At 56.5% G+C, this 20,426-nt stretch carries 17 protein-coding genes; 7 read left to right on the plus strand and 10 right to left on the minus strand.

Annotation, left to right across the window (positions count from 1 at the left end; translation table 11 throughout):
- The first annotated feature begins 304 nt into the window (after positions 1-304).
- The 6 genes from ABD890_RS12120 (at position 305) to ABD890_RS12145 (ending at position 5,281) form a co-directional block, all read left to right on the plus strand.
- Entirely contained in the window at positions 305-1,528 is a 1,224-nt protein-coding gene (locus ABD890_RS12120) for a DUF1444 family protein (protein WP_345089350.1), read from the plus strand.
- Positions 1,529-1,679: 151 nt separating this feature from the next.
- Entirely contained in the window at positions 1,680-2,591 is a 912-nt protein-coding gene (locus tag ABD890_RS12125) for a protoglobin domain-containing protein (protein ID WP_345089353.1), read from the plus strand.
- Positions 2,588-2,995, plus strand: coding sequence for an STAS domain-containing protein (locus tag ABD890_RS12130; RefSeq protein WP_345089356.1), 408 nt, complete (start codon positions 2,588-2,590; stop codon positions 2,993-2,995). Before ABD890_RS12125 ends, ABD890_RS12130 begins: the two co-directional genes overlap by 4 nt.
- Positions 2,992-3,393 carry an ATP-binding protein gene (locus ABD890_RS12135; protein WP_345089359.1) on the plus strand — a complete coding sequence of 134 codons (402 nt, stop codon included), beginning with the start codon at positions 2,992-2,994 and terminating at the stop codon, positions 3,391-3,393. The genes ABD890_RS12130 and ABD890_RS12135 overlap by 4 nt, the downstream gene beginning before the upstream one ends.
- Positions 3,393-3,983 carry a SpoIIE family protein phosphatase gene (locus tag ABD890_RS12140; protein WP_345089362.1) on the plus strand — a complete coding sequence of 197 codons (591 nt, stop codon included), beginning with the start codon at positions 3,393-3,395 and terminating at the stop codon, positions 3,981-3,983. Before ABD890_RS12135 ends, ABD890_RS12140 begins: the two co-directional genes overlap by 1 nt.
- Positions 3,980-5,281, plus strand: coding sequence for a PP2C family protein-serine/threonine phosphatase (locus ABD890_RS12145; RefSeq protein ID WP_345089365.1), 1,302 nt, complete (start codon positions 3,980-3,982; stop codon positions 5,279-5,281). Before ABD890_RS12140 ends, ABD890_RS12145 begins: the two co-directional genes overlap by 4 nt.
- Here ABD890_RS12145 and ABD890_RS12150 read toward each other — a convergent pair.
- The 10 genes from ABD890_RS12150 to ABD890_RS12195 form a co-directional block, all read right to left on the minus strand.
- Positions 5,274-5,783 (minus strand): class IV adenylate cyclase, encoded by a 510-nt coding sequence (locus tag ABD890_RS12150; protein WP_345089368.1) that lies wholly within the window; start codon positions 5,781-5,783, stop codon positions 5,274-5,276. The two genes, ABD890_RS12145 and ABD890_RS12150, sit on opposite strands and share 8 nt — an antisense overlap.
- Before the next feature lie 17 nt (positions 5,784-5,800).
- Positions 5,801-7,063 carry a diaminopimelate decarboxylase gene (gene lysA, locus ABD890_RS12155; protein ID WP_345089371.1) on the minus strand — a complete coding sequence of 421 codons (1,263 nt, stop codon included), beginning with the start codon at positions 7,061-7,063 and terminating at the stop codon, positions 5,801-5,803.
- A gap of 142 nt (positions 7,064-7,205) precedes the next feature.
- The gene (locus ABD890_RS12160; RefSeq protein ID WP_345089374.1) at positions 7,206-8,894 is read right to left on the minus strand and encodes a hypothetical protein; all 1,689 of its coding nucleotides are present in this window, start codon (positions 8,892-8,894) and stop codon (positions 7,206-7,208) included.
- Positions 8,895-9,295: 401 nt separating this feature from the next.
- Complete coding sequence (gene infA / locus ABD890_RS12165; protein WP_105331308.1) at positions 9,296-9,517, minus strand: translation initiation factor IF-1; 222 nt, start codon at positions 9,515-9,517, stop codon at positions 9,296-9,298.
- A 162-nt stretch (positions 9,518-9,679) separates the two neighbouring features.
- Entirely contained in the window at positions 9,680-10,822 is a 1,143-nt protein-coding gene (locus ABD890_RS12170; RefSeq protein WP_345089386.1) for a GNAT family protein, read from the minus strand.
- 431 nt (positions 10,823-11,253) lie between these two features.
- Positions 11,254-12,633: an efflux RND transporter periplasmic adaptor subunit gene (locus ABD890_RS12175; protein ID WP_345089389.1), complete on the minus strand. Its 1,380-nt coding sequence runs from the start codon at positions 12,631-12,633 to the stop codon at positions 11,254-11,256.
- A 41-nt stretch (positions 12,634-12,674) separates the two neighbouring features.
- Positions 12,675-15,053, minus strand: a complete 2,379-nt coding sequence (locus ABD890_RS12180) for an ABC transporter permease (protein ID WP_345089391.1) — start codon at positions 15,051-15,053, stop codon at positions 12,675-12,677.
- Positions 15,050-15,790: an ABC transporter ATP-binding protein gene (locus tag ABD890_RS12185; RefSeq protein WP_345089394.1), complete on the minus strand. Its 741-nt coding sequence runs from the start codon at positions 15,788-15,790 to the stop codon at positions 15,050-15,052. The genes ABD890_RS12180 and ABD890_RS12185 overlap by 4 nt, the downstream gene beginning before the upstream one ends.
- 211 nt (positions 15,791-16,001) lie before the next feature.
- A complete protein-coding gene (locus tag ABD890_RS12190; protein WP_345089397.1) occupies positions 16,002-16,868 on the minus strand; it encodes a hypothetical protein in 867 nt (288 codons plus the stop codon).
- Between the two features lie 50 nt (positions 16,869-16,918).
- A complete protein-coding gene (locus tag ABD890_RS12195; RefSeq protein ID WP_345089400.1) occupies positions 16,919-19,441 on the minus strand; it encodes a prolyl oligopeptidase family serine peptidase in 2,523 nt (840 codons plus the stop codon).
- A 191-nt stretch (positions 19,442-19,632) separates the two neighbouring features.
- On the opposite strand from ABD890_RS12195, the gene ABD890_RS12200 reads away from it, so the two are divergent.
- A complete protein-coding gene (locus ABD890_RS12200) occupies positions 19,633-20,418 on the plus strand; it encodes a hypothetical protein (protein ID WP_345089402.1) in 786 nt (261 codons plus the stop codon).
- The last annotated feature ends 8 nt before the right edge of the window (positions 20,419-20,426 follow it).

Below are 20,426 nucleotides of genomic sequence, written 5' to 3' on the forward strand. Positions count from 1 at the left end.
AGAGGCTGACAGAGCTAGGCAAAGTGTCAAACGAAGAATCCGCCGTGAAGATTCGTTGGCCTTGGTCCCTTGCGGGATTGCCCCATACAGACGTTATCGACGAAAAACTGGGCCCGAGTTCGTCAAGAATACCTGAAAGGTGGACAATATAGCAACGTCCTAAGCGGTTATGTTGCTACGGAAAACCTCATTCAGAACGGAACTTCTCAGAGCGATTTCGATTGGTTCTGCCGTTGCCAGGCGATAGAATAGACGGCGGATCTCCATCGCACCGCATCGAACCAACTCTCTCGCGGTATGTGTTATGGACTTACTTAAGTACATCTTCGGGCCATCCAAACGCGACCAGTTCGCTCAGCGACTTCTCCAAAAGGTGAAGGACGCCGGAGAGCAACGAGAGATCCGATACGAGCCAGACGCTTACCAGTTCTGCTTTTACGATCAGGGCGAACTCGCAGGCGTAGCCAATCTGGGCAACATCTTCAGCGAATACAGCCGCCTGCCAGCCGATCGCCGCGACGACTACATCGGCCAGATCACACGGGCCATTCTATCGCATCACAAGTCGATTCCCGAGGCCTTCGAGGACGCCGAGCCCGATATCTTGCCGATGGTTCGCAGCCGAGCCTACCTTGAAATCACCTCGCTCGAATATCGACTGACCGGCAAAGAAAATTTGGGTGTTACTTACGTACCAATCGGAAGTCACTTATTGGCGATGCCGATTTTCGACCTGCCTGAAGCGATGCGTAGTATCGACGTCGATCGGATGCAGCAGTGGAATCGATCGCTCTACGAACTGATGGAAGTTGCGCTCGACAACCTTGCCGGAATGGGGGCCACGGTCACGACGCTTGATGACCGGGTCTTTCTATTTCGCAACCAAGATCATTACGACGCTTCGCGGATGTTGTTGCACGATCGGATCCGCCAGTTGGAAGTACTTGGCTTGCCGGTGGCCATGGCACCGACGCGCGACTGCTTGATTGTAACCGGCGACGAAGACGAAGTCGGTCTGGGCTTGATGAGCGAGTTGGCCTGGCAGAAGAAGGACGACCCGCGACCTTTAAGTATGACGCCATGCCGTCTGACCTCGGACGGATGGGAGACATGGCTCCCACCGGACAACCATCCACAGCAGGAAGCCTTGCTGGAATTGCATCTGCATGGACTCGCGCAAGAATATCGCGATCAACGAGAGGCGATTGAGTTGGGATTTTCCCAATCGGGGCAAGAAGGTTTTGTAGCGAACTATTACCTGATTCGCGATTTGAAGACCCGTCAGTTGCAATCTTATTGCGTGTGGCCTGAGTGCGATCACGCACTTCTGCCGCAAACCGACGTGGTGGTTTTTATGGATTCGACGCACATGAAACCGTTGGCCAGTGGTACCTGGGAGACGGTGCGATCGGTCCTTGGTTCTCAGTTGGAAGACCTGGAAACATACCCGGCGCGCTACCGGGCCCTCGGTTTTCCGCAAGCGGACGAGTTGAGGCAAATCGGTTCTATTCCTCGCTTTCACCAGTGATTTAGCGGAAAACCCGCTCCCGATTGCGCTTTGATTTTCGGCGTTATGCCGATTCGCGTACTAGGCTTTAACTGCCTTTCGCGCCCGGCTCGGATAGCTCGTCTCTTCTGAATCTCTGACCGAATAAGCCATCAACCTGATAGCCTGATCCATGAATGCGCATTGTGATCTCGGGAACTTGTCGGCTGAAGAACTTCGCGAACTGTATCACGTTACCGCGGAGGATATTGAACTCATCCTCGAATACGCCAAGATCGTAACGCCTCGGATGGACGACTTCATCCGCGAATTTTACGACTGGCTGAAAACGCAACCCGACTACGAGATGTACTTCTCGGACCCGGCGACGTTGCAGCGGGTGAAGATGCTTCAGGTCCGCTATTGGCAAGATTTCTTCTCAGCAGAAATCACCGATGTCTATGTTCAAAAACGTAAATCGGTCGGCGCGAATCATGCCCGTATCGGTTTGCCATTGCCGGTCTACGTGTCGGGCATGTATCGCTCGCTACGAATCTGGACCGATGTACTGTACGACCGCAGCCTGGCCGACGATCGTTACGCCAAGGCAATCAAAGCCGTGACCAAGCTGATCATGCTCGACACGGCCATCGTGGTCGATACCTTCATGCGGCAGACCAACTGCATCATTGCCGAGCAGCACGACTCGTTGATGCAGATGTCGACGCCGGTGACGGAAGTGTGGAACGACGTGTTGATGTTACCGATCGTTGGGATCATCGATTCTAAACGAGCCCAAGACATCATGACGGCCGTGCTGCACAAGATTGCCGACACCCACTCGCGAACGCTCATCCTCGACATCAGCGGGGTGGCGGTCGTCGATACGGCGGTCGCCAATCACTTGATCAAAATCACGAAGGCGACGCGGCTAATGGGATGCACGTGCACCATCAGCGGCGTGTCGCCAGCGATCGCGCAGACGATTGTCGAACTTGGTATCAACGTCGGCGACATCCGCACGACGGCGACCTTGAAAGACGCGCTGCGTGGCACTTTTGAAGCGATGAAACTTGTCTTGCGGGAAGATGGGACACGCACATGAACCATGACTCCGCGCATGTTCCGCGGATTCCAATGCAACTCACGGGCGGCTGCCTGGTGGCATCGATCCAGATTGACTTGAACGATTCGGTCCTGTTTCGTTTTAAACGCGATCTGCTCGAAAAGATCCAACAGACACAAACCCGCGTGGTGTTGTTGGACGTATCGGGCGTCGACGTGATCGATTGCGTCGAGTTCGAGTCGATTCGCGAGATCATGCGGATGTCGCGATTGATGGGCGCGCGTTCGATGCTGGTTGGGGTGAAGCCTGAGATCGCTTGTTCGTTAATGGACTACGATCTCGACTTCAGCGGCTTGGAAACCGCGTTGACCTTGGACCAGGCATTCGACCTGCTTCAACCGCAGATGGGCAGCCAAGGGAGGTGCGACGGGGCAATCGGATGAACCTGCCGGAACTGAGGATCTGGGTTAGTACCGAGGCCAGCCTGGCCCGGTCCATCATGGCAACTCGCAAGATGGCCCAGTCCGTTGGCATGCAGGGAACCCAGGTCGCACTCGTCGCGACGGCAGTATCCGAGTTGGCGCGCAACATCCTGAAGTATGCCGACCACGGAGAGATCATCCTGCGGCAGATCACGTGGGGAACAAAGCAAGGGATCGAGGTGGTTGCCTGGGACCATGGGCCCGGGATCGAATCGATCGAGGCAGCCATGCAAGATCATCACAGCACCGGTGGCACGCTGGGCCTGGGTTTGCCAGGCGTCAAGCGATTGATGGACGAGTTTGCGATTCAATCGAACGTGGGCGAAGGGACCAGGATAACGGTGAGGAAATGGAAGTGATGACAACCACCCAACTGCAAACCGGTCGCTTTGTTCGTAACGCGGTCGGCCATTGCGTCGGTGGTGACCTGGCGATTGTCGAGATCGAACCAGAGTTTGTCTTTCTGGCTTTGGTCGATGTGCTTGGTCACGGCCCGCAAGCGTATTCCACCGCGATCGAAATCGAAGAAGCGATTCGCGGCTGGACCCCGAAATGGGATCTGCTGTCGCTGATGCGATACTTGCAAGAGCATCAAGCGAAAGGGCGCGGCGCCGTCGTCGGGCTGGTGACGATCGAGCCTTCCACGGGCGCCGTTCGTTACGTCGGGATCGGCAACACCGTCTGTCGTACGCTCGGCACCCATCCACGTCATATGCTGACCCGCGAAGGCGTGGTCGGACAGACCATGCGCACCCCTTCCCTCGAAACGCAAACGCTGCAGGAAGATGAATTGCTGTTACTGCACAGCGATGGCGTGTCAGGTCGATTTGAACTCGATCAGTGCCCCCAACTTCGATGCGATACCAGTCAACGAGCAGCCCAGAGAGTCGTCGAAACGTTCGGGCAGCCGCACGACGACGCCTCTTGCATCGTGGCGAGGTTCCAATGAAAACCCAACTCGGAGATATCCGCCTGTTCGACGAGTCGGCGATTGTCGAAGTGCGTCGCAAGATTCTAGGACTCGGTGCGGCATTCGGATTCAGTTCGGCCATGGCGACGCGCATGGCGACGTCGTTGTCCGATCTTGTCCGGCAATTGCTCACACACCCGGTGCCTGGCTGCTTGTTCGTGCATGTCGAAGAAGCCCACGCCGACTTGGTTCTAGGCCTGCAGTTCTTAACGTCGAAGCATACGCGTCTGTCGACCGCGCTATACGAGATCTTCGATGAAGTGCATCAGTACGCCAGTGGCGAGGAAGCGCAAGAGATTGTCTTTCGTAAGCAGGTGACCAATTTCAGCGGTTCGTTATCGAGTCAATTTCTCGACCGCCAGCGTGAAGCAATCAACATGCGATCGCGGGCCGCGCTACTGGAAGAACTTCGGGAGAAGAACCAGCAGCTCGAACGTTATAACGCTCACCTCGAAGAGCTTGTTCGCGAACGTACCCAAGAGCTGGAACGCACCAACGAGCGAATGCAACGCGATCTCGACGCAGGTGCTGACTACGTGGCAAGATTGATCCCGGAGCCAGCGTCGGGGCCGATTGCGATCGACTGGCGGTATGTTCCGTCGGAAGACCTCGGCGGCGATGCGATGGGTTATCACTGGATCGACGACGATCACATGGCGATCTATCTGCTCGACGTGACCGGTCACGGGATCGATTCCGCTTTGCTTGCGGTCAGTATCGTGAACGTGGTTCGTGGTGCCTCGCTGCCTGGCGCAGACTTCCGCAACCCAAGCGAAGTGCTGCAAGGTTTGAACGAATCGTTCACCATGGACCGGCACGGCAACAAGCTGTTCACCATGTGGTATGGCGTCTTTCATCGACCGACGCAAACATTGCACTGGGGTGGCGGTGGTCATCCGTCAGTGCTGCTTTACGAAAGCGATTCGTGCAAGCCGATTCGCCTGGCGTCGGATGGGCCGCTGATGGGGATGATCGATTGGCCTCATTTCGAGACCCACTGCATCGAGGTTCCCTCCCCTTCCCGGCTGTTTCTATTTAGCGATGGGGTGTTCGAGATCCACAAGAAAGATGGAGAAGAATGGACGTTCGACGAGTTCGTGACCTTCATGAACCAGCCGGTCGAACCTGGGCGATCGAAGATGGACGAACTTTATCGGCACGTGCGGCATCTGACCGGCAGCAACAAACTTGCCGATGACTTCTCGATCCTTGAGGTCCGCTTCGATTTGCCGAAGGTGATGGCCAACGCCGGCGACGATGTTCGCTGGACTACTTGAGCAAGTGGTCGAGATACGCCCTGATCAGGAGGTCTTCTTCCTGGATGCCAAGTCGCTGCATCAGGTCGTTCGCGACGGCGGTCCCTTCCTCCTCGGTCTGATCGTCGTTGAGCACGACTTCGAGTTCCAGATAGCTTCCGAGGATCTCGACTTCGTCCAGATGAATTCGCGTCTGACCGACCAGGTACAACGTTCGCTCTTTCACGACGGTACCCAGCGGGGTCAGAATGTCGCCAAGCAGTGCCGTGAGGTCTTCGGGATGAATGATCGGCACCCGGCGATAGCTCGACGTCTTCGGACCAGCCGAGTCGGATCGATGGTATGAGATCAGCTCGGCATGTTCGCCATTGATTTGCCGCAGTTTCAATCGCCCGTCTGGCACGCGAAAGAAGTGGTCGACTTGATGCAACGTGATTGGACCTGAGTCGATCAGCGGTATCAGTCGGTCTTCCACTTCCGCACGATTGGCGAGACGAGCCTTGATTTCGATGTTCCGCGGCACGGTGGTCTCCGTGAGAGTTAGACCATTTCGTCAGCGATGTAGCTCTCGAACGTCTGACGACGACGGATCGTTCGGGCTTCGCCGTTTTCGATCAGCACTTCGGCAGCCATTGGCTTCGAGTTGTAGTTCGAGCTCATGCAGTAACCGTAGGCACCGGCACACTCGATCACCAGCAAGTCACCAACGGTGGCGGGTGGAAGCTTCCGGGCACTTACGAAGCCACCTTCTTCCTGGGTGAAGATATCGCCCGATTCGCAGAGCGGACCACCGACGATCACGTCGTGCTCGGCTCCGATCTGCTGACCATCGAGGCGAGCGACCGAAATCGGATGATAGGCGCCGTACATGATCGGACGAGCCAGGTTATTGAAGCCAGCATCGGCGACGTAGAAGAGGTTGTCACCCATTTGCTTGACGGCACGGATCTCGGTGATCAGGTAGCCTGCTTCGGCCGACAGGTAACGACCTGGTTCGATTTCAAGCGAGATCTTGTGATCGAACGCCTTCTCAAGGTTCTTACGCGTGGCGTCCCACAGTTCGAAGTACTTGTCCAGATCGACGTACGACTGCGAGCTGTTGTAAGGAACCGGCAGACCACCACCAGCGCTGATGGTCTTGATGCTGCGGCCCACTTCCAGAGCGGCCTTCTCCATCGAATCGCAAACTTGCGACAAGTGTTCCAGGTCGGTGCCGCTGCCGATGTGCATGTGCAGGCCGGTGATCTGCAAACCGTTGGCATCGGCCAACAGCAAGCAGTCGTTCAGCTGTTCGTGCCAGATACCATGCTTCGACTGCTGACCGCCGGTGTTCGTCTTTTGGCTGTGACCATGACCGAAGCCAGGATTGATTCGGAGGGTGATCTCGCGACCCGGGGCCATTTCGCCGAGTTGGCGAATCATATCAGGCGAGCCGCAGTTGACGTGCAGGCCATGCTCGATGCACAGCTCGAGGGCTTCGCGATCGAAGATGTCGGCGGTGTAGACGATCGGGGCTGGTTCGCCATGGGTACCGTAACCAGCGGCCAGGGCCCGGCGAATTTCCCAGGCGCTCACGGCGTCGACCATCACGTTGTTGTCGCGAACCAGCTTCAGGATCGCCAGGTTCGAGCAGGCCTTCTGGGCGTAACGCACCACGTCAAACGAAGCCAGGTCCTTCACGCGCTCGATAATTTTAGCGGCGTCGTAGACATAGGTCGGGGTGCCGAACTGCTGGGCCAACTGCTTGACGGAAACTCCGGCGATTTCCTGGCGCGACGTCGAGAACGTGGGGACTTGTGGCATGTCGTTTACCAAACCGTGAAAGAGGGCATGAGATCAGAACTTTATTGTAGTGAGACACGCGTTTTCGCCCACCCGGCGCAAAAAAAGAGACCTTTCCAGGAAAGGTCTCTTTCAGGTTGATTTAACGGCTGATCCGTCGACCTTAGAAGGCCGGGGCGTCGTCTTCGAAGTCACCACCGGCTGGGCCAGCAGCGTTGGCAGCGGCAACGCCGGCGCCAATCGCCTTGATCAGGCCTTCCTGCATCATGATACGGATGCGGACGACGCGATCGGTGATGTCACCCGAGACGATGAACTTATCGTTGCCACCCGAGAGGGCTTCGATTGCTTCGTCGATGCCTGGCATTGGCCGTGGGCTGTTTTCCTTCGTGATTTTCAGGATTGGCAGAGCGGCCAGGTGCATGGCGAAGATCGACGACTTGGCGTCGGTTGCGGCCATCGAATCATCGATACCCTTCTTGATGCGAGCCATGGCGTCGTAGCCACCGACGATGTAAACGCTCTTTTCGCCAACACCCAGAACGACTTCTGGAGCATCGCCGAGGATCTTCTTGGCTTCTGGTGGAGCGTCGTCCATTGGAACCTTCAGCACGTGCAGACGAACGGTCTGGTGCGTGCCGGCGTTCCACTCAACCGGTGGCAGGCCATCTTCAGCAGCCAACTTGACCAGTTCCTTGAAGCCGTCTTCCACACGCTGGCCATCGGCAACGTGAGCGGCAGCCAGGAAGACACCCTTGCCGTCGGCCAGATCGACCGACATCACGCCGTCGATGCGACCCGTCTTGGCGGTTTCGATCAGGGTATCGATCGCGAGGTCGATCACCTTCTTGGCCGATTCCAGGTCTTCGCCATCCAGTTCGCCATCGGCAACCAATTGGCGGACAGCCTGATCTCGCAGATCGTTCATCTGCTTACCAACACGCTGCATGTCAGCTTCGGTCAGCTTTTCGGTGACCTGGAAGCTGAAAGCGGAAGCAGGGTTGGTGAACCCGGCGAACTCTGTGGCGAGGTCGCTGTTCAGAGCAAGCGACTTGGCGAATTCGCTGCCTTCACCGGCGGTGTAAGCGATGTCGAAGTAAGTACCCTGCTGGGTCGCGTCGACGTTCCAGCCAACGGTGATGTCTTCCAGTTCGGTGAAGATTCGATCGATGTCGGCCAACTGGTTGTTCAACTGCTCCTTACGAGCGGCGAACTCTTCGTCGGTTTCATCTGGTTCCTGTTGCAGCGACAGTTCGATACCGGTCTTCAACTGTTCGATGAAAACGGTGCGGTACAGTTCTGGAATGTTGCCTGGGAAAATCTTCAGAGCCAGATCGTAGTCGGCTGGCAAGGTCATCAGCAGTGCGGTTGGGTCCGCCAGCGGGTTGGCCAGCTTTTCCTGATCCATCGCAACTACGGCCCACTGACCGATCTGCTTGACGAAGACCGGCATTTGGCCCGGGGTGAACATCTTAACCCCTTCACCAACATCGGTTGGTGGACCGATTTGTTCGGTTCCGGTGGCAACCAGCTTGTCGAAGTCTTCGACAGGCAGGTAAGCGGTCGGAGCGAAGTCTTGACCGTTGGTCATCACCACCACGGCGACTGGTCGCGACTTGTCGATGCCGCCTGTGAAGGGAGCGGCCATGAAGGCTGCCATGCGACCGGCATCGGTCTGCTGAGCAGCGTCGGCCAGATACTGAACGTCGCCAAGAATCTTCTTCAGTGGAGCGACCGATACGACCGCTACGGGCTTCGATTCGGCGTCCTGGGCATGAAGGGCGACCATCGGCATGGCGGCAAGCAACAAGCCTGCGATAGCCATGCGACAATGTTGGATCAATTTGCTCACTGCATCCGTCTCCTGAGAGGGGTTGATTAATAAGATTGGCCTTCCCCCATCAAAAGCGCGGGAAGGGAAGTCGGCTGGTAGCCCAACCTCCGGGGGAATCTGTCCAAATGTACCGCAGACCGAGCGGCCGTTAAAGCCAAGGAGCCGAGGCCCAAAGAAGTTCGGCGCGTACATTTCCAGCAAGCTTACCACCGTTTTTCCGCGGAAGTTTCAACGGTGGGGCAAGATTCTTGGCGCAACGGGAAGTTGCGTCGCCGGAAATGGCTGGATGGACCCTCTGCCGTGGTAAGGCAGGTAATTTTCCCCAGAAAACCAAGGGTGCTACCGGAACAGACCCAGCCCTCGGGCAGGATTCGAGGGGAATCAAGCGAGAGTACAGAAGCTTCTCGCCGGGCGAGCTATTAACGCTCTCGGAAGACGATGCGTCCCTTGGTCATGTCGTAGGGAGACAGTTCGACGCGAACACGGTCGCCAGGAACGATACGGATGAAATGCTTGCGCATTTTGCCGGCAACGTGCGCCATGACCGTCGGACCGACGTCCAACTGGACACGAAAGCGGGTGTTGGCCAGTGCCTGGGTCACCGTGCCTTCGACTTCAAGAGCCTCTTCTTTCTTAGACATAACACTCCTTGGGGTTACTACTTAATGGACGATGCGCGGGAACAATGACAATCATTCCATCCTTAGTATATCGGGAAGCGTTGGGAAAGCAAACGCAGATCGCGTACCGGGAGCGTCCCCGCGGCACGCGATGTCAGACGAAAACCATGTTTTCGAGGCCGATTATTCGGACGTTTTCTCGGCTGGGGCGTAGTCGTACATGCGATAAGTCTTCGACTTTTTCGCCCCGCCCCGCTCCAAGGAAGCACGCGAGAGGTGGTTGCTTTCCAGCACCCACGAAAATTCGACTTCCTTCACGCCCCATTTTTTGATGTCCGGAACGAGTCGCTCCAGGATCACCAGGCCAATCCCCCAACGCTGATACTCGGGGACCACATTGGTCGAAATCAGACGCATGTTCTTGATCGCCTGCTTGTTCCATAGCAGCCGCATGAAGCCGAAGGGAAACAGCTTACCGTTGATCTTCTTAATACGCGGGTTGTAGTCGAGCATGCCGAACATCGAACCGATTACCTGGCCGTCGACTTCGCAGACCGAAGTCAGTTCGGGGACCAGCAGGTGTTTGAGGTCGGCCGCCATCTTATCGACTTCCGACTTATCGATAGGCACAAACCCCCACGTTCCGACCAACGATCGGTTGTAGATGTCGAGAAACGTGTAAACGTCTTCTTTGAAACGCTTCCGATCCATCCGCCGCAGCTTCAAGTTGAAGCGGCTTTTGGCTTCGTCGACAATGAACTGCAATTTGGGGTCGAGCCCCTCCAGCATGTCGATATGACCCCAAAACGCATACATGTCCTGTGTTTTGGTATAGCCGTAGTCTTCGATCAGGCGTTCGTAGTAGGGTGGGTTGTAGGTCATCATGAACGCGGGCGACGTATCGAACCCTTCGACTAGGGTCCCGACCTCGTGATTGAGCGAAGGGTTTGCGGGTCCCCGCATCTTGGAGATCCCTTTCTCCGCGAACCAGGCTTTCACCGCATCGAAAAGGGCACCACTGACTTCGGTATCGTCAACCGATTCCAAGAAGCCCCAGAAGCCTCGCTTCTCTTTGTAACGTTCATTGTGACCAACATTTAAAATCGCGGCGATTCGGCCGACGACTTCCCCGTCGCGACGGGCCAGAAAGCACTGGATTTCGTTCTGGTTATAGAACGGATGGGGAGCAAAGTTGACCAACTCTTTGAGGTTCTGACGCAGGGGCGGAATCCAAAGTGGATCGTCTTGGTACAGCTTCCACGGAAACTCTACGAACTCGCTTTGCTGCCGTTTCGTAGTAACTGGCTCAGTGCTGATTACTGACATTCGTCTCCGCTTTACGGAAGATGGTTCGGCGGTGATCACCGACCACAGTTGAGGGGGGCGTCTGAAATGGTTGTCCGCCAGCATCCCAAGCTGGCTTTCCGGTAGTGCCACGATACTTGCTGGGGCTACCTGTCGCAAACCCAGTCTGTAGCTGGCTATCGCTTAGTCCGATAGGGATTTTGTGTGGACGTTGAACCGCAAAAAACTGTGAATTTTGAAAGAACGTGCTGTTTACGTTCTCGAATTCTGCAATAATCTGAAGTTCGTGAGAACGACTAGGAACCAAGAAGTAATTACGCAATCATTCCTGGACTCTTTTTAAAAGGGTGTAGAATGATGCGTATCACATAGACGTACACTTTGAGATGAAGCTGAGGGCGCTCGCGTCCTTAGCATCGGCCCCACAGGCTCTGCCCCGTCTGTGGGGTTTTTTATGCGCCTTCTTCTGGGGCACCAACTTGCACTGGCGTAATGGCTGCTCCGACGGTCAGCGATGCTTCGGGCGAAATCAAAACATGCTCGCCAGGTTCGATTCCTTCGAGGACTTCGACTTCCAGATCATTCATCAGGCCGAGTTGCAGATCGCGACGTTCCAGCCGACCCGCTTTCGCGACGAATGCCTGCCAACTTCCCGACACATTACGGAAGATGGCAGATCGGGGAATGACGAGTGCTTGAGGCTTCTCGTCGGTGTAGATCCGGGTTTGAACGCGGTAGTCGACGCCCAGCCCCTGTTGCTCCAGTGCTTCGACGGTGATGCCTGAATCAAACCGCAAGATCACCAGCACGCGCTGCTGTTCGACCCCCAACGAGCTGACTTTGGTGAACCCAGCCGGGTAGACCCGTTCGACTTTCATGGCGATTCCCTCGCCCGCTTTTTTGCCAAGCGAAGGGCCATAAATCTCTGCCCGATCGCCTGCCTTGATATGGGTAGCATCCTGACTCAATACTTCCGCTTCGACTTCCAGTTGGTCTAACTGTCCAATCTCAAGCAACTTTGTTCCCCCGGCAACTTGCTGCTCGCTTGTGAGGTCTTTGGCCAGGATCACACCGTCGACTGGACTGGTCATCGTCGATCGTTCCAGGCGAAGCTGAGCCGTACGCAGCCGGGCTTCTGCTTCCGCTTTTTGTTGCTGTAGCACAGCGACCGAGAGGTCTTTGCGATCGATGTACTGCCCTACCATGCTAGGAAGTAGTCGCGTGGCGGCGTCGATGGAAAGGATCGCCTGGTAAGTGAGAACGTCGGTCTGGTATTCCGTTTCACTTTCCACCTTCTGTAGGTTCGCTCGATCGAGATCGTCTTCGGTCTTGGCCCCCTTTTCGATGAGCCGTTGAACCCGTCCGAGAAAGGTGCTGGCGTACTCGTAGCGAGAACGACTGGCGGTCATCTGTGTCTTGGCGGCTTCGACGGTGTTGACCATCGACTGCACGAAGTACTCGGCCTGTTGACGGGTCGTCTCTTCGACCGACTTGTCACCCGTTTCGCGGATCGAAGCTGCCAAACGCTCGACGGCCGCTTTCGCTTCGGCGAACTCTGCTTCGACGTCCTCTTGCACGATGCGTGCGACTTGCTGACCTTGGGCGACATGGTCTCCCTCTTCCAAAGAGATCTCGCCGATTCGGGCATCGAACGGCATCGAGATCACGTAGGTTCGCGGCAGCCGGGTCTTGCCTTGTTCGTCGATGTACTCTTCGATTGGCCGATGGGCCGCGACGACAACATCGACCGGCGGTCCGCCTGACTGGGTCAGGTACCAGACGCCGCCGACAACCAGCAGCAGGCCGACGACAATTGCAATCGTTTTGAACATGGTCTTTTCTCTCTTTGCGAAAACGTGCCGGTGGAAGGCACTCACTCGCGAACTTTCAACGACTCAAGCCAATTCATGCCCTGAATCCGCCATTGAACGACTCCATGGGCCAGCAGTGTGAAGGCCAACGCCGTGATCAGCGCACTGATCCAAATCCAATGGGCCATCACGATCGGAAAACGCACCAGATCTTGATCAATCATCTGCGTCATCAAACCAATCAACACATATCCCAGCGGCAACCCAAACAGGGCTCCGATTAAGTTCAGCACCAGGCTTTCTCGCAGAAACAGCAGCCCGATCTCCCAAAGGGTGTAACCCATCGCTCCCATCGTGGCGACTTCGCGCTGGCGTTCAGATAGGTTCACCAGCGAGGCGTTCAGCACGTTGCCGAAGAAGATCGTTCCGGCAAACAGAACGATCATGCCAATCGCCACGTTTTGATTCTGCACGATCGTCTCGCGCATGTTCTTGATTAGTTCCAATCGCGAGTTGATCGCTTCCATCGCCGGCATCTGCTTAAGCGAACGATACAGTTCGCGCTGAACGCTCTCGGCTGGATTGATCTTCAACTGGGCACCACTCATTGCGAACGACTCGCCCCGCAAGCGGCAGAGGTACTCGAGATCGGCATACACATTCAAGCCAAACTGGCTATCACTGATGGCGGTCAGTGGGATCGAAAGAGGATCGCGACGCCCTGCCTTTGGGTTCACTTCGACCAGGTCGCCCACCTTCAAATGCAGATGTTCGGCCAGCCGGCGTTCCATCACCAGGCCGACGCTCGGGATCAATATCCGTCGATCGTTTTGGTCGGTCGGCACGGTCAATTGAGCATCGCGCAAGATCCCCTGGATCGCTCCTTGACGCTGGTACGGACCATGCACAAAGTCGCAAGCGACGTTGAACAACGGTTCAGCGCGATCGACGCCGTGCAGGTGCGATAGGTCGTACCAGGCCTGCCGGTCCAAGGCATCCTTGAAGGTCAGATCGATGTCGCTGCGATTGCGACGCTCGAATTCGTCGCGGATGAAATACTCGGTGGCTTCCATCATCATCAAACCACTGACGAGGATCCCTGCCCCGACAGTTCCAGCGAACAGAGCAATCGCAGAGCGCGTTCGATGACGGACCATCGACCGCAGCGTCACACGCCAGCCCGGCGAAAGTTGATCCCAGAAGAGCGTGAACCGCTCGAGCAGAATGCGACCACCTTTGGCAGGCGGCTCGGGACGCATCGCTTCCGCCGGCCGCAACAGCAGCATCTGCCGGGCACCATGCACACTGCCAAGCATCGCGCAGACCACGCTCACGCTCCAACCGATCAGATGCGTCTGCGGATAGAAATCGTTTCGCAGGTCAGGGAACTGAAAGAAGTTCTGATACTGGGCCAGCATCCCCATCGTTACCAACGTTCCCAGCAAACTCGCCAACAGCCCGGCGATCAGCCCGACCGCCGCTCCAAACTGCAGAAAGTGCAGAAAGATCGTCGCATCGCTGTAGCCAAGTGCCTTCAGCGTACCGACGGTGGTTCGCTGCTGTTTAGCAAGTCGCGTCATCAGCACATTTAAAATCAATGCCGCCACAATCAAGAACATTGTGGGCATGAACGCCGACATGCTGCTGAGCTGGTTGATTTCGTTGCTGACGAAGTAATTCGAGGTGAAGTCTTTCAGCAGCGTCGAACTAATGAAGCCAGATGATTCGAGTCTCCGCTTGGCGAGTTCCATCGCTTCATCGGCCTGCCTGCCGATTTGCGGAGTGAAGTGGCCGACGACCTGGTTCGCGGCTCCTTCAAAGTCGAACAGCTCTTCCATCTGCTTCTGCGGCAAATAGAAGACGCCGAAATTCTCTGGGTCGGGCGTCAGGCTGCCGGGACCGATCAGGTACGTGAACTCGGCACTGATCGCGGTCCCCACAATCAGGAACTGCTCGCGGCGATTGTTCAGCAGCAGATGCAGCTTCTGTCCTGGATGGAGACGGTTCGCCTCGGCGAACTTGTCGTTGACAATGACTTCGGGTTCCCCCTTGTCGGTGAAGTAGTCGCCTCGAACCAGCACGATGTCGTTGGTGACTGCTCGTCTTTGGTTCGGCATCGAGATCACCGTGCCGTTCAGCGGACGAACGCGGTCCTCTAAATCGACGGTCACGGGAAACTGGATGCGAGGTTCCCAGTTCCGAATGCCATCGATCGAGTTCAAAACATCGAGTTCGGCCAGGGGGGCTTTCTTCAGGTCGATCCAGAAGTCGGCCATCTTGCAGTGGCGATAATAGCGATCCTTCGCGGCACGCATGTTGTAGAACGTCGACTGCATGCCGATCAGCAAGGCGGAGCCAAGCATCATGATGCTGATGATCGCGATCAACAAACCGCGGGCAGCGAGCAGGTCGCGGAGCAGTTTCCGATTCAGGATGCTCACCAGACCACCTCGGACGGTGGCAGAGGTTGAGCGTTCTCATCGATCTTCACGATCTCGCCACTGCGCAAATGAATCACGCGGCTGGCGACATCGGCCAGTGCGGTGTTATGCGTGATGATCAGTACCGTGGTTCCCAGGTCACGATTGAACTCGAGCAGCAGTTCCAAGGCACTGATGCCGGTTTCGAAATCGAGGGCACCGGTTGGTTCGTCGCATAGAAGAAGCTTGGGATTCTTGACCACGGCCCGAGCGATCGCGACGCGTTGTTGTTCCCCACCCGAAAGCTGCGAAGGAAAGTGGTCCATGCGATCTTTCAAGCCAACCTTTGCCAACATCTCTTCGGCATCGAGAGGATGGTCGGCCAGTTCCGCGGCGGAAAGAACGTTCTCGAGTGCGGTGAGGTTCGGCACGAGGTTATAGAACTGAAAGACGAATCCGACATGCTTCCGCCGGTAACGCGTCAGGGCTCGCGACGAGACCTTCGCCAGATCGATGTCGTCGAAGAGGACGCTGCCATGGTTGGGCTGATCGAGTCCGCCGATCAGGTTCAAGATGGTCGACTTGCCAGAACCACTGGGGCCGACCATCGCCAGGACTTCGCCGTCGTAAACATCGAACGATAAGTCCTTGAGCACCTCGACCTTCACCTCGCCCATGGTGAAGGTGCGCTCGACGTTGCGGACCGTCAGCAGAGACGGTCGAGACGGAGGTTCCTCTTCGACAGGATTATCGCTCATTCCACCATGTGGGGCTGTGGATGCGTTGCGTGTTCGCTTGCCCAGATTCGCGGGGCAATGCCTACCTTCCTTAAGGATATTCCATAACGAAGGAGGGTTCATCCAGAAATTGCCCGCCGCGAAAGATTAACCTTTGTTCAGGCTAAATCGGGTGTTTCTGGTGCAAATCGATCCGAAAAAGACGCAATCGCTGCGGTTTGCCAGGTCCGGTTCAGCCGAGCGGTGGTTCATCCTCCGGCGGCTGTATCGGAGGAGAACTCCAATTCGGGAACGGCACAAAAGAGCTTCCCAGGCAGCGCAGGAAGTAGTCGAGTGAGTAAACGGTCGCTCCAAATACAAGGGCGAAGCCAGGGCCGAGAGTCAACGCGGATAGGGCTCCGATCGCAAGGCTTAGGCCCGTCGAAAGGAACAGGGCACAAGCAAATATCAGCGGCCACATGCCCCAGGTATGCCCATATTTGCGATACAGAAGCGGGAGCGTGACCGTCAGGCAGATGCCGCTCATAAAAACAATTCGAGCCAACGGCACCGCAGGCGTGAAGGGCTTATCCACCGCCAAGCTCCAGGCAACGCCCGCCACGATGATGCCGATGGCAAGCAAGAGCCAGTGGGCGGTCGACATGCGGACCGTGTAGCGCGAGCGTGACGTTTGCAGCGACAAGAACAAGTCGGCAGTCAATGTCATGATGAAGGCAATCATCACGCTTGCTGCGAAGGAGTCTACTTCGGTCTGATGCAGTCCTCTGGTCTGGTAGGCGGCGAAGTAGATATACGGGACCAACGCAGAACTGAAGAGCAATCGCTGCCCGAGGGGCGCGTTGCCGCAGCCAAGCCAGACGCCAAAGACAATCGCTTGGATCATCAAGACATCGCGCAGCAGCGCCGCTGATAGGGTCAGCGCCAAGAGGGAAAAGATCACGGCCGCCAACAAAAACACCGACGAGAGAACCCCCGGCGGCGAATTGATCTGCCCTGGCGGAGGCGGCGGCAGAAGCTCAGGCCCAACACGAACGGTCGAGGAACCGGAGTTCGACCCCTCGACCGTCGCTGGAGATGCAAAAGGATTCGGTTCGTTCATGCGAAGTACCATAGAAGATATGGAAGTACTTCGATAAGTGTAGTCGAACGTTACCGACGCGGTTCTACCCCGTGCAGCTTTCGCACAAAGAAATCGCGCGTTCGACGCATGCCGTAAGCACTGCTGCCGCTGCCATGGCCACCGCCAGGAACGACCAACAGGTCGAAGTCCTTATCAGCTTTGACCAGGGCGTCGACCACTTGCATGGTGCTGGCCGGATCGACGTTGGTATCCATCTCGCCAACGATCAGGAACAAGTCCCCTTTCAGCTTATGGGCATTGACCACGTTCGAGCTTTCTTCGTACGACTTGTCGATGGGCCAACCCATCCACTGTTCGTTCCACCAGATCTTGTCCATGCGGTTGTCATGGCAACCACAGTCCGAGACCGCGGCATCGTAGAAGTCGCCATGGAACAGCACGGCGGCCGTGGCATTCTGACCACCGGCCGAACCACCGTAGATGCCGACCTTATCGAGATCCATGCTGGGGAACTTCTTCGCGGCGGCTTGCATCCACAGAATGCGGTCGGGGAAACCAGCGTCCTTCAAATTCTTGAAGCAAACGTCGTGGAACGCCTTGCTGCGATAGTTGGTTCCCATGCCGTCGATCTGCACGACGATGAAGCCCAGCTCGGCCATCTCGCGTAGTTGGCTGCCGGTGCTGAACTGCTTCGGCACAAATGCCCCTTGCGGCCCAGCATAGATGTACTCGATCACCGGATACTTCTTAGCCGGATCGTGGTTGGTGGGGAAGTAGATGACACCATAAATATCGGTCTCGCCATCGCGAGCTTTCGCCACGAATCGTTCGGTTGGCTTCCAGCCGGTTTCGATCAGCTTCGAGCAATCCCCCTTTTCCAGTTCGCACACCAGCGAGCCATCGTCCGCTTTACGCAGCGTGTGGACCGCGGGCATGTCGACCCGCGAGTACTCGTCGATCAGGTAGCGTCCGTCAGGCGAGTACTGGATTCGGTGGGTTCCGTCCCCTTCGGTCAGCATCGTGAGCTCGGTACCGTCGAAATTGACGCGGCAATGGTGGATGTAGTAAGGGTCCTGGCCTGGCACGATGCCGCCTGCCTTGAAGAAGATCTGACGTTTCTCGGGATCGACCTTCTCGACTTCGCGCACAACCCAATCCCCTTCGGTGATCGGGTTCTTCACCTCGCCCGACTTGGCGTCGACCAGGTAAAGATGGTTCCAGCCGCTGCGTTCCGACATCCAAATCAGTTCGTTCGACTCTGGCAGTTCTTCCAGGAAGACCTTGTTCGTCCAGTCGATGAAGGTTGGTGACGTTTCGTCGATCAGCGTCCGAACCGTGCCGTCCGCTTGAATCGCCAGGTAACGCATCACCTGGTGACCGCGTTGGTTGTACAGCAGGCGGATTTCGCTGCTGTCCTCTTCCCATTTCACACGATCGATGGCCCAGGGATTATCCATCAAGCTGTTGTCGACGGCGATCTCTTCCATCTTTTCGATGTCGAACAAACGTGGCCGACGAAGTCGGATGGCATCGCCTGGCTTGGCGTACGACAGCGTATGAACCTTCGGTTGAAGTTGATCTTTCGGAGAGGACTCGACGATGGTGATCTCGCGCTGATCGCCCGGCGTGGTTTCCATCACCAAAAGTCGCTTCGAGTCAGGCGACCAGTAGGCGTTGCCTTCGATGAACTTCTTATCGGTGCCACCCTCGGTCAGTTGCACGCGTTCGCTGCCACCCTGCTTTTGCAGCACGAGGTTGTGGTCTTCGATCGCGACGTTCCACTCGCGATTGGGCGAGAGGCGACGCGAACCTTCGCCCGAGGGGCGACCACGGCGGCGGCGTGGCATGTCCCACGCATTCTTGCCGTCGAGGACCAACTGATTGTCGCCGTCGGTTGCTTCATAGATCGAAAGGGCCTGGCCTTTGGCATTCAAAACCATCCAGACATGCCCTAGAAACGTGCGCTGAGTGAACTCGCCGCCTGCTTTCAAATCGTCGTAAAGCTGCGGGCGACCTTCGCGATTGATCCAGAACACTTTGATCGGTTCAGCCGAGGAGTTGACGATCTTCATGCTGACTTCGCCACCCTTATCGACCGAAGGGTAAGGACGAGTCTGCGACGGTCCGGCCGGCTTGGCGGCATCTTTGTCGGAAGGATCGACCGTGCTCAGTGTGTTGCTTTCCAGTTCAAAGCGGTATAGGGTCTTCTCGACGTAGAAGAGGATCGACTGTTGATCTTCCGCGAAGGTGATCGTGCGGAACGGAAGCTTCAGCGGTTCGATCTCTTTGCCCAGCTTTTCGCCCAATTGCTGAGCGAGCTTGGCCGAATCGAAGGCCGCTTTCCGTGTAGAGGTTGTGGCGTCGACCAGGATGAACTCGTTCTGGTTGTCACCCAGATCGACGCGATACCAGAAGCGATCGCCGTCGGGCAGCCAATGTGGTTCGACCCGCGTCTGGGTTACTTTGCCCTGAGCGGCCCGGTAAAGACCTGCCATCCGCTCGTAATCGGCAGCGGTACCTTGAGCAAAAACAGTCGTCGAAAAAACAAGCAGACAAACACCAGCCAGCAGGCTGCGAGAAGGTGCGAACATCGGAAACCATCGTGTTGAAGGATACGGTGGGGGCCGTCCGGGGTTGTTTTCATCATAGATCGATTCAGAGCAACCACAACAGAAAACAGCGCTCCCGAAACACCCTTTACGGCGACTACGCACAATTTGCACTGACGACTGGAATTTGCGCATAGCATCGTGCAAGCTATGGACGGGACGAATGGTTCCCGATGGCACTTACCCTGGAAGTTTCAATGGCCGACGACCAGCAAGACGATTGGCAGATGGAAGAAGCGGCGCCTCAGCCGGTCAAGCGGGAAGAGGACGACCGGGCGAGAATCACCCTGATCGACATCATGGCCTGCGTGACGATCGGAGCGGTGAATGCTGCCTTGTGGCTGCAAGACTTCGCCGACAGCAACCTCCCATCACTCTATGTTGTTGTGGAGTGCTGCTTGTTCATCAGCTTCACGCTGGGGGTCACCGGGTTGTTCTTGTTCGCTCGGCGCTGGTTCCAGGGAAAGAAGACCGACTTTCAGCCAGGGCATTGGATTTTGTGCCTGGTAGGTAGCGCACTTGTACTCCAGACGGTGATGTCGCTGATTCGACGGGTGTTTCGGGAAGCTTTAGAATTCGACATCGACGGAGTGAATACGCTGCTGCTCTTGATTCTGGCGGTGCAAGTTATGGTCGAGGTGTTGTTGTCGATCGGGGTAGGGATTCTATTGCCGGTGCGGAGGCATTGGCGGTGGTGGCTTGTGTTCGTGGTGCTTGCCGGGTGCATACAAGTGCTAGTTCTGTTTTCGTACATCCTCCAACTTTACAACTACAGCCCTATTTTCAGCAGCCTGTCGTTTGCCAATACGATCGTTGCGATTGGCGTGCTGGTGGGGCTGGCGATCTGGGATTACGCGACGAAGGAAGGTCCGCGTAACGAACTGCACTGGGTCGGCATATTCGTCGGCATAATCGACATGGTGCCGACGATCCTGATCTATTTCATGAACATGATGTAAGTCGCTGG

The organism is Bremerella cremea (genome assembly GCF_039541315.1).
GTDB lineage: Bacteria > Planctomycetota > Planctomycetia > Pirellulales > Pirellulaceae > Bremerella > Bremerella cremea.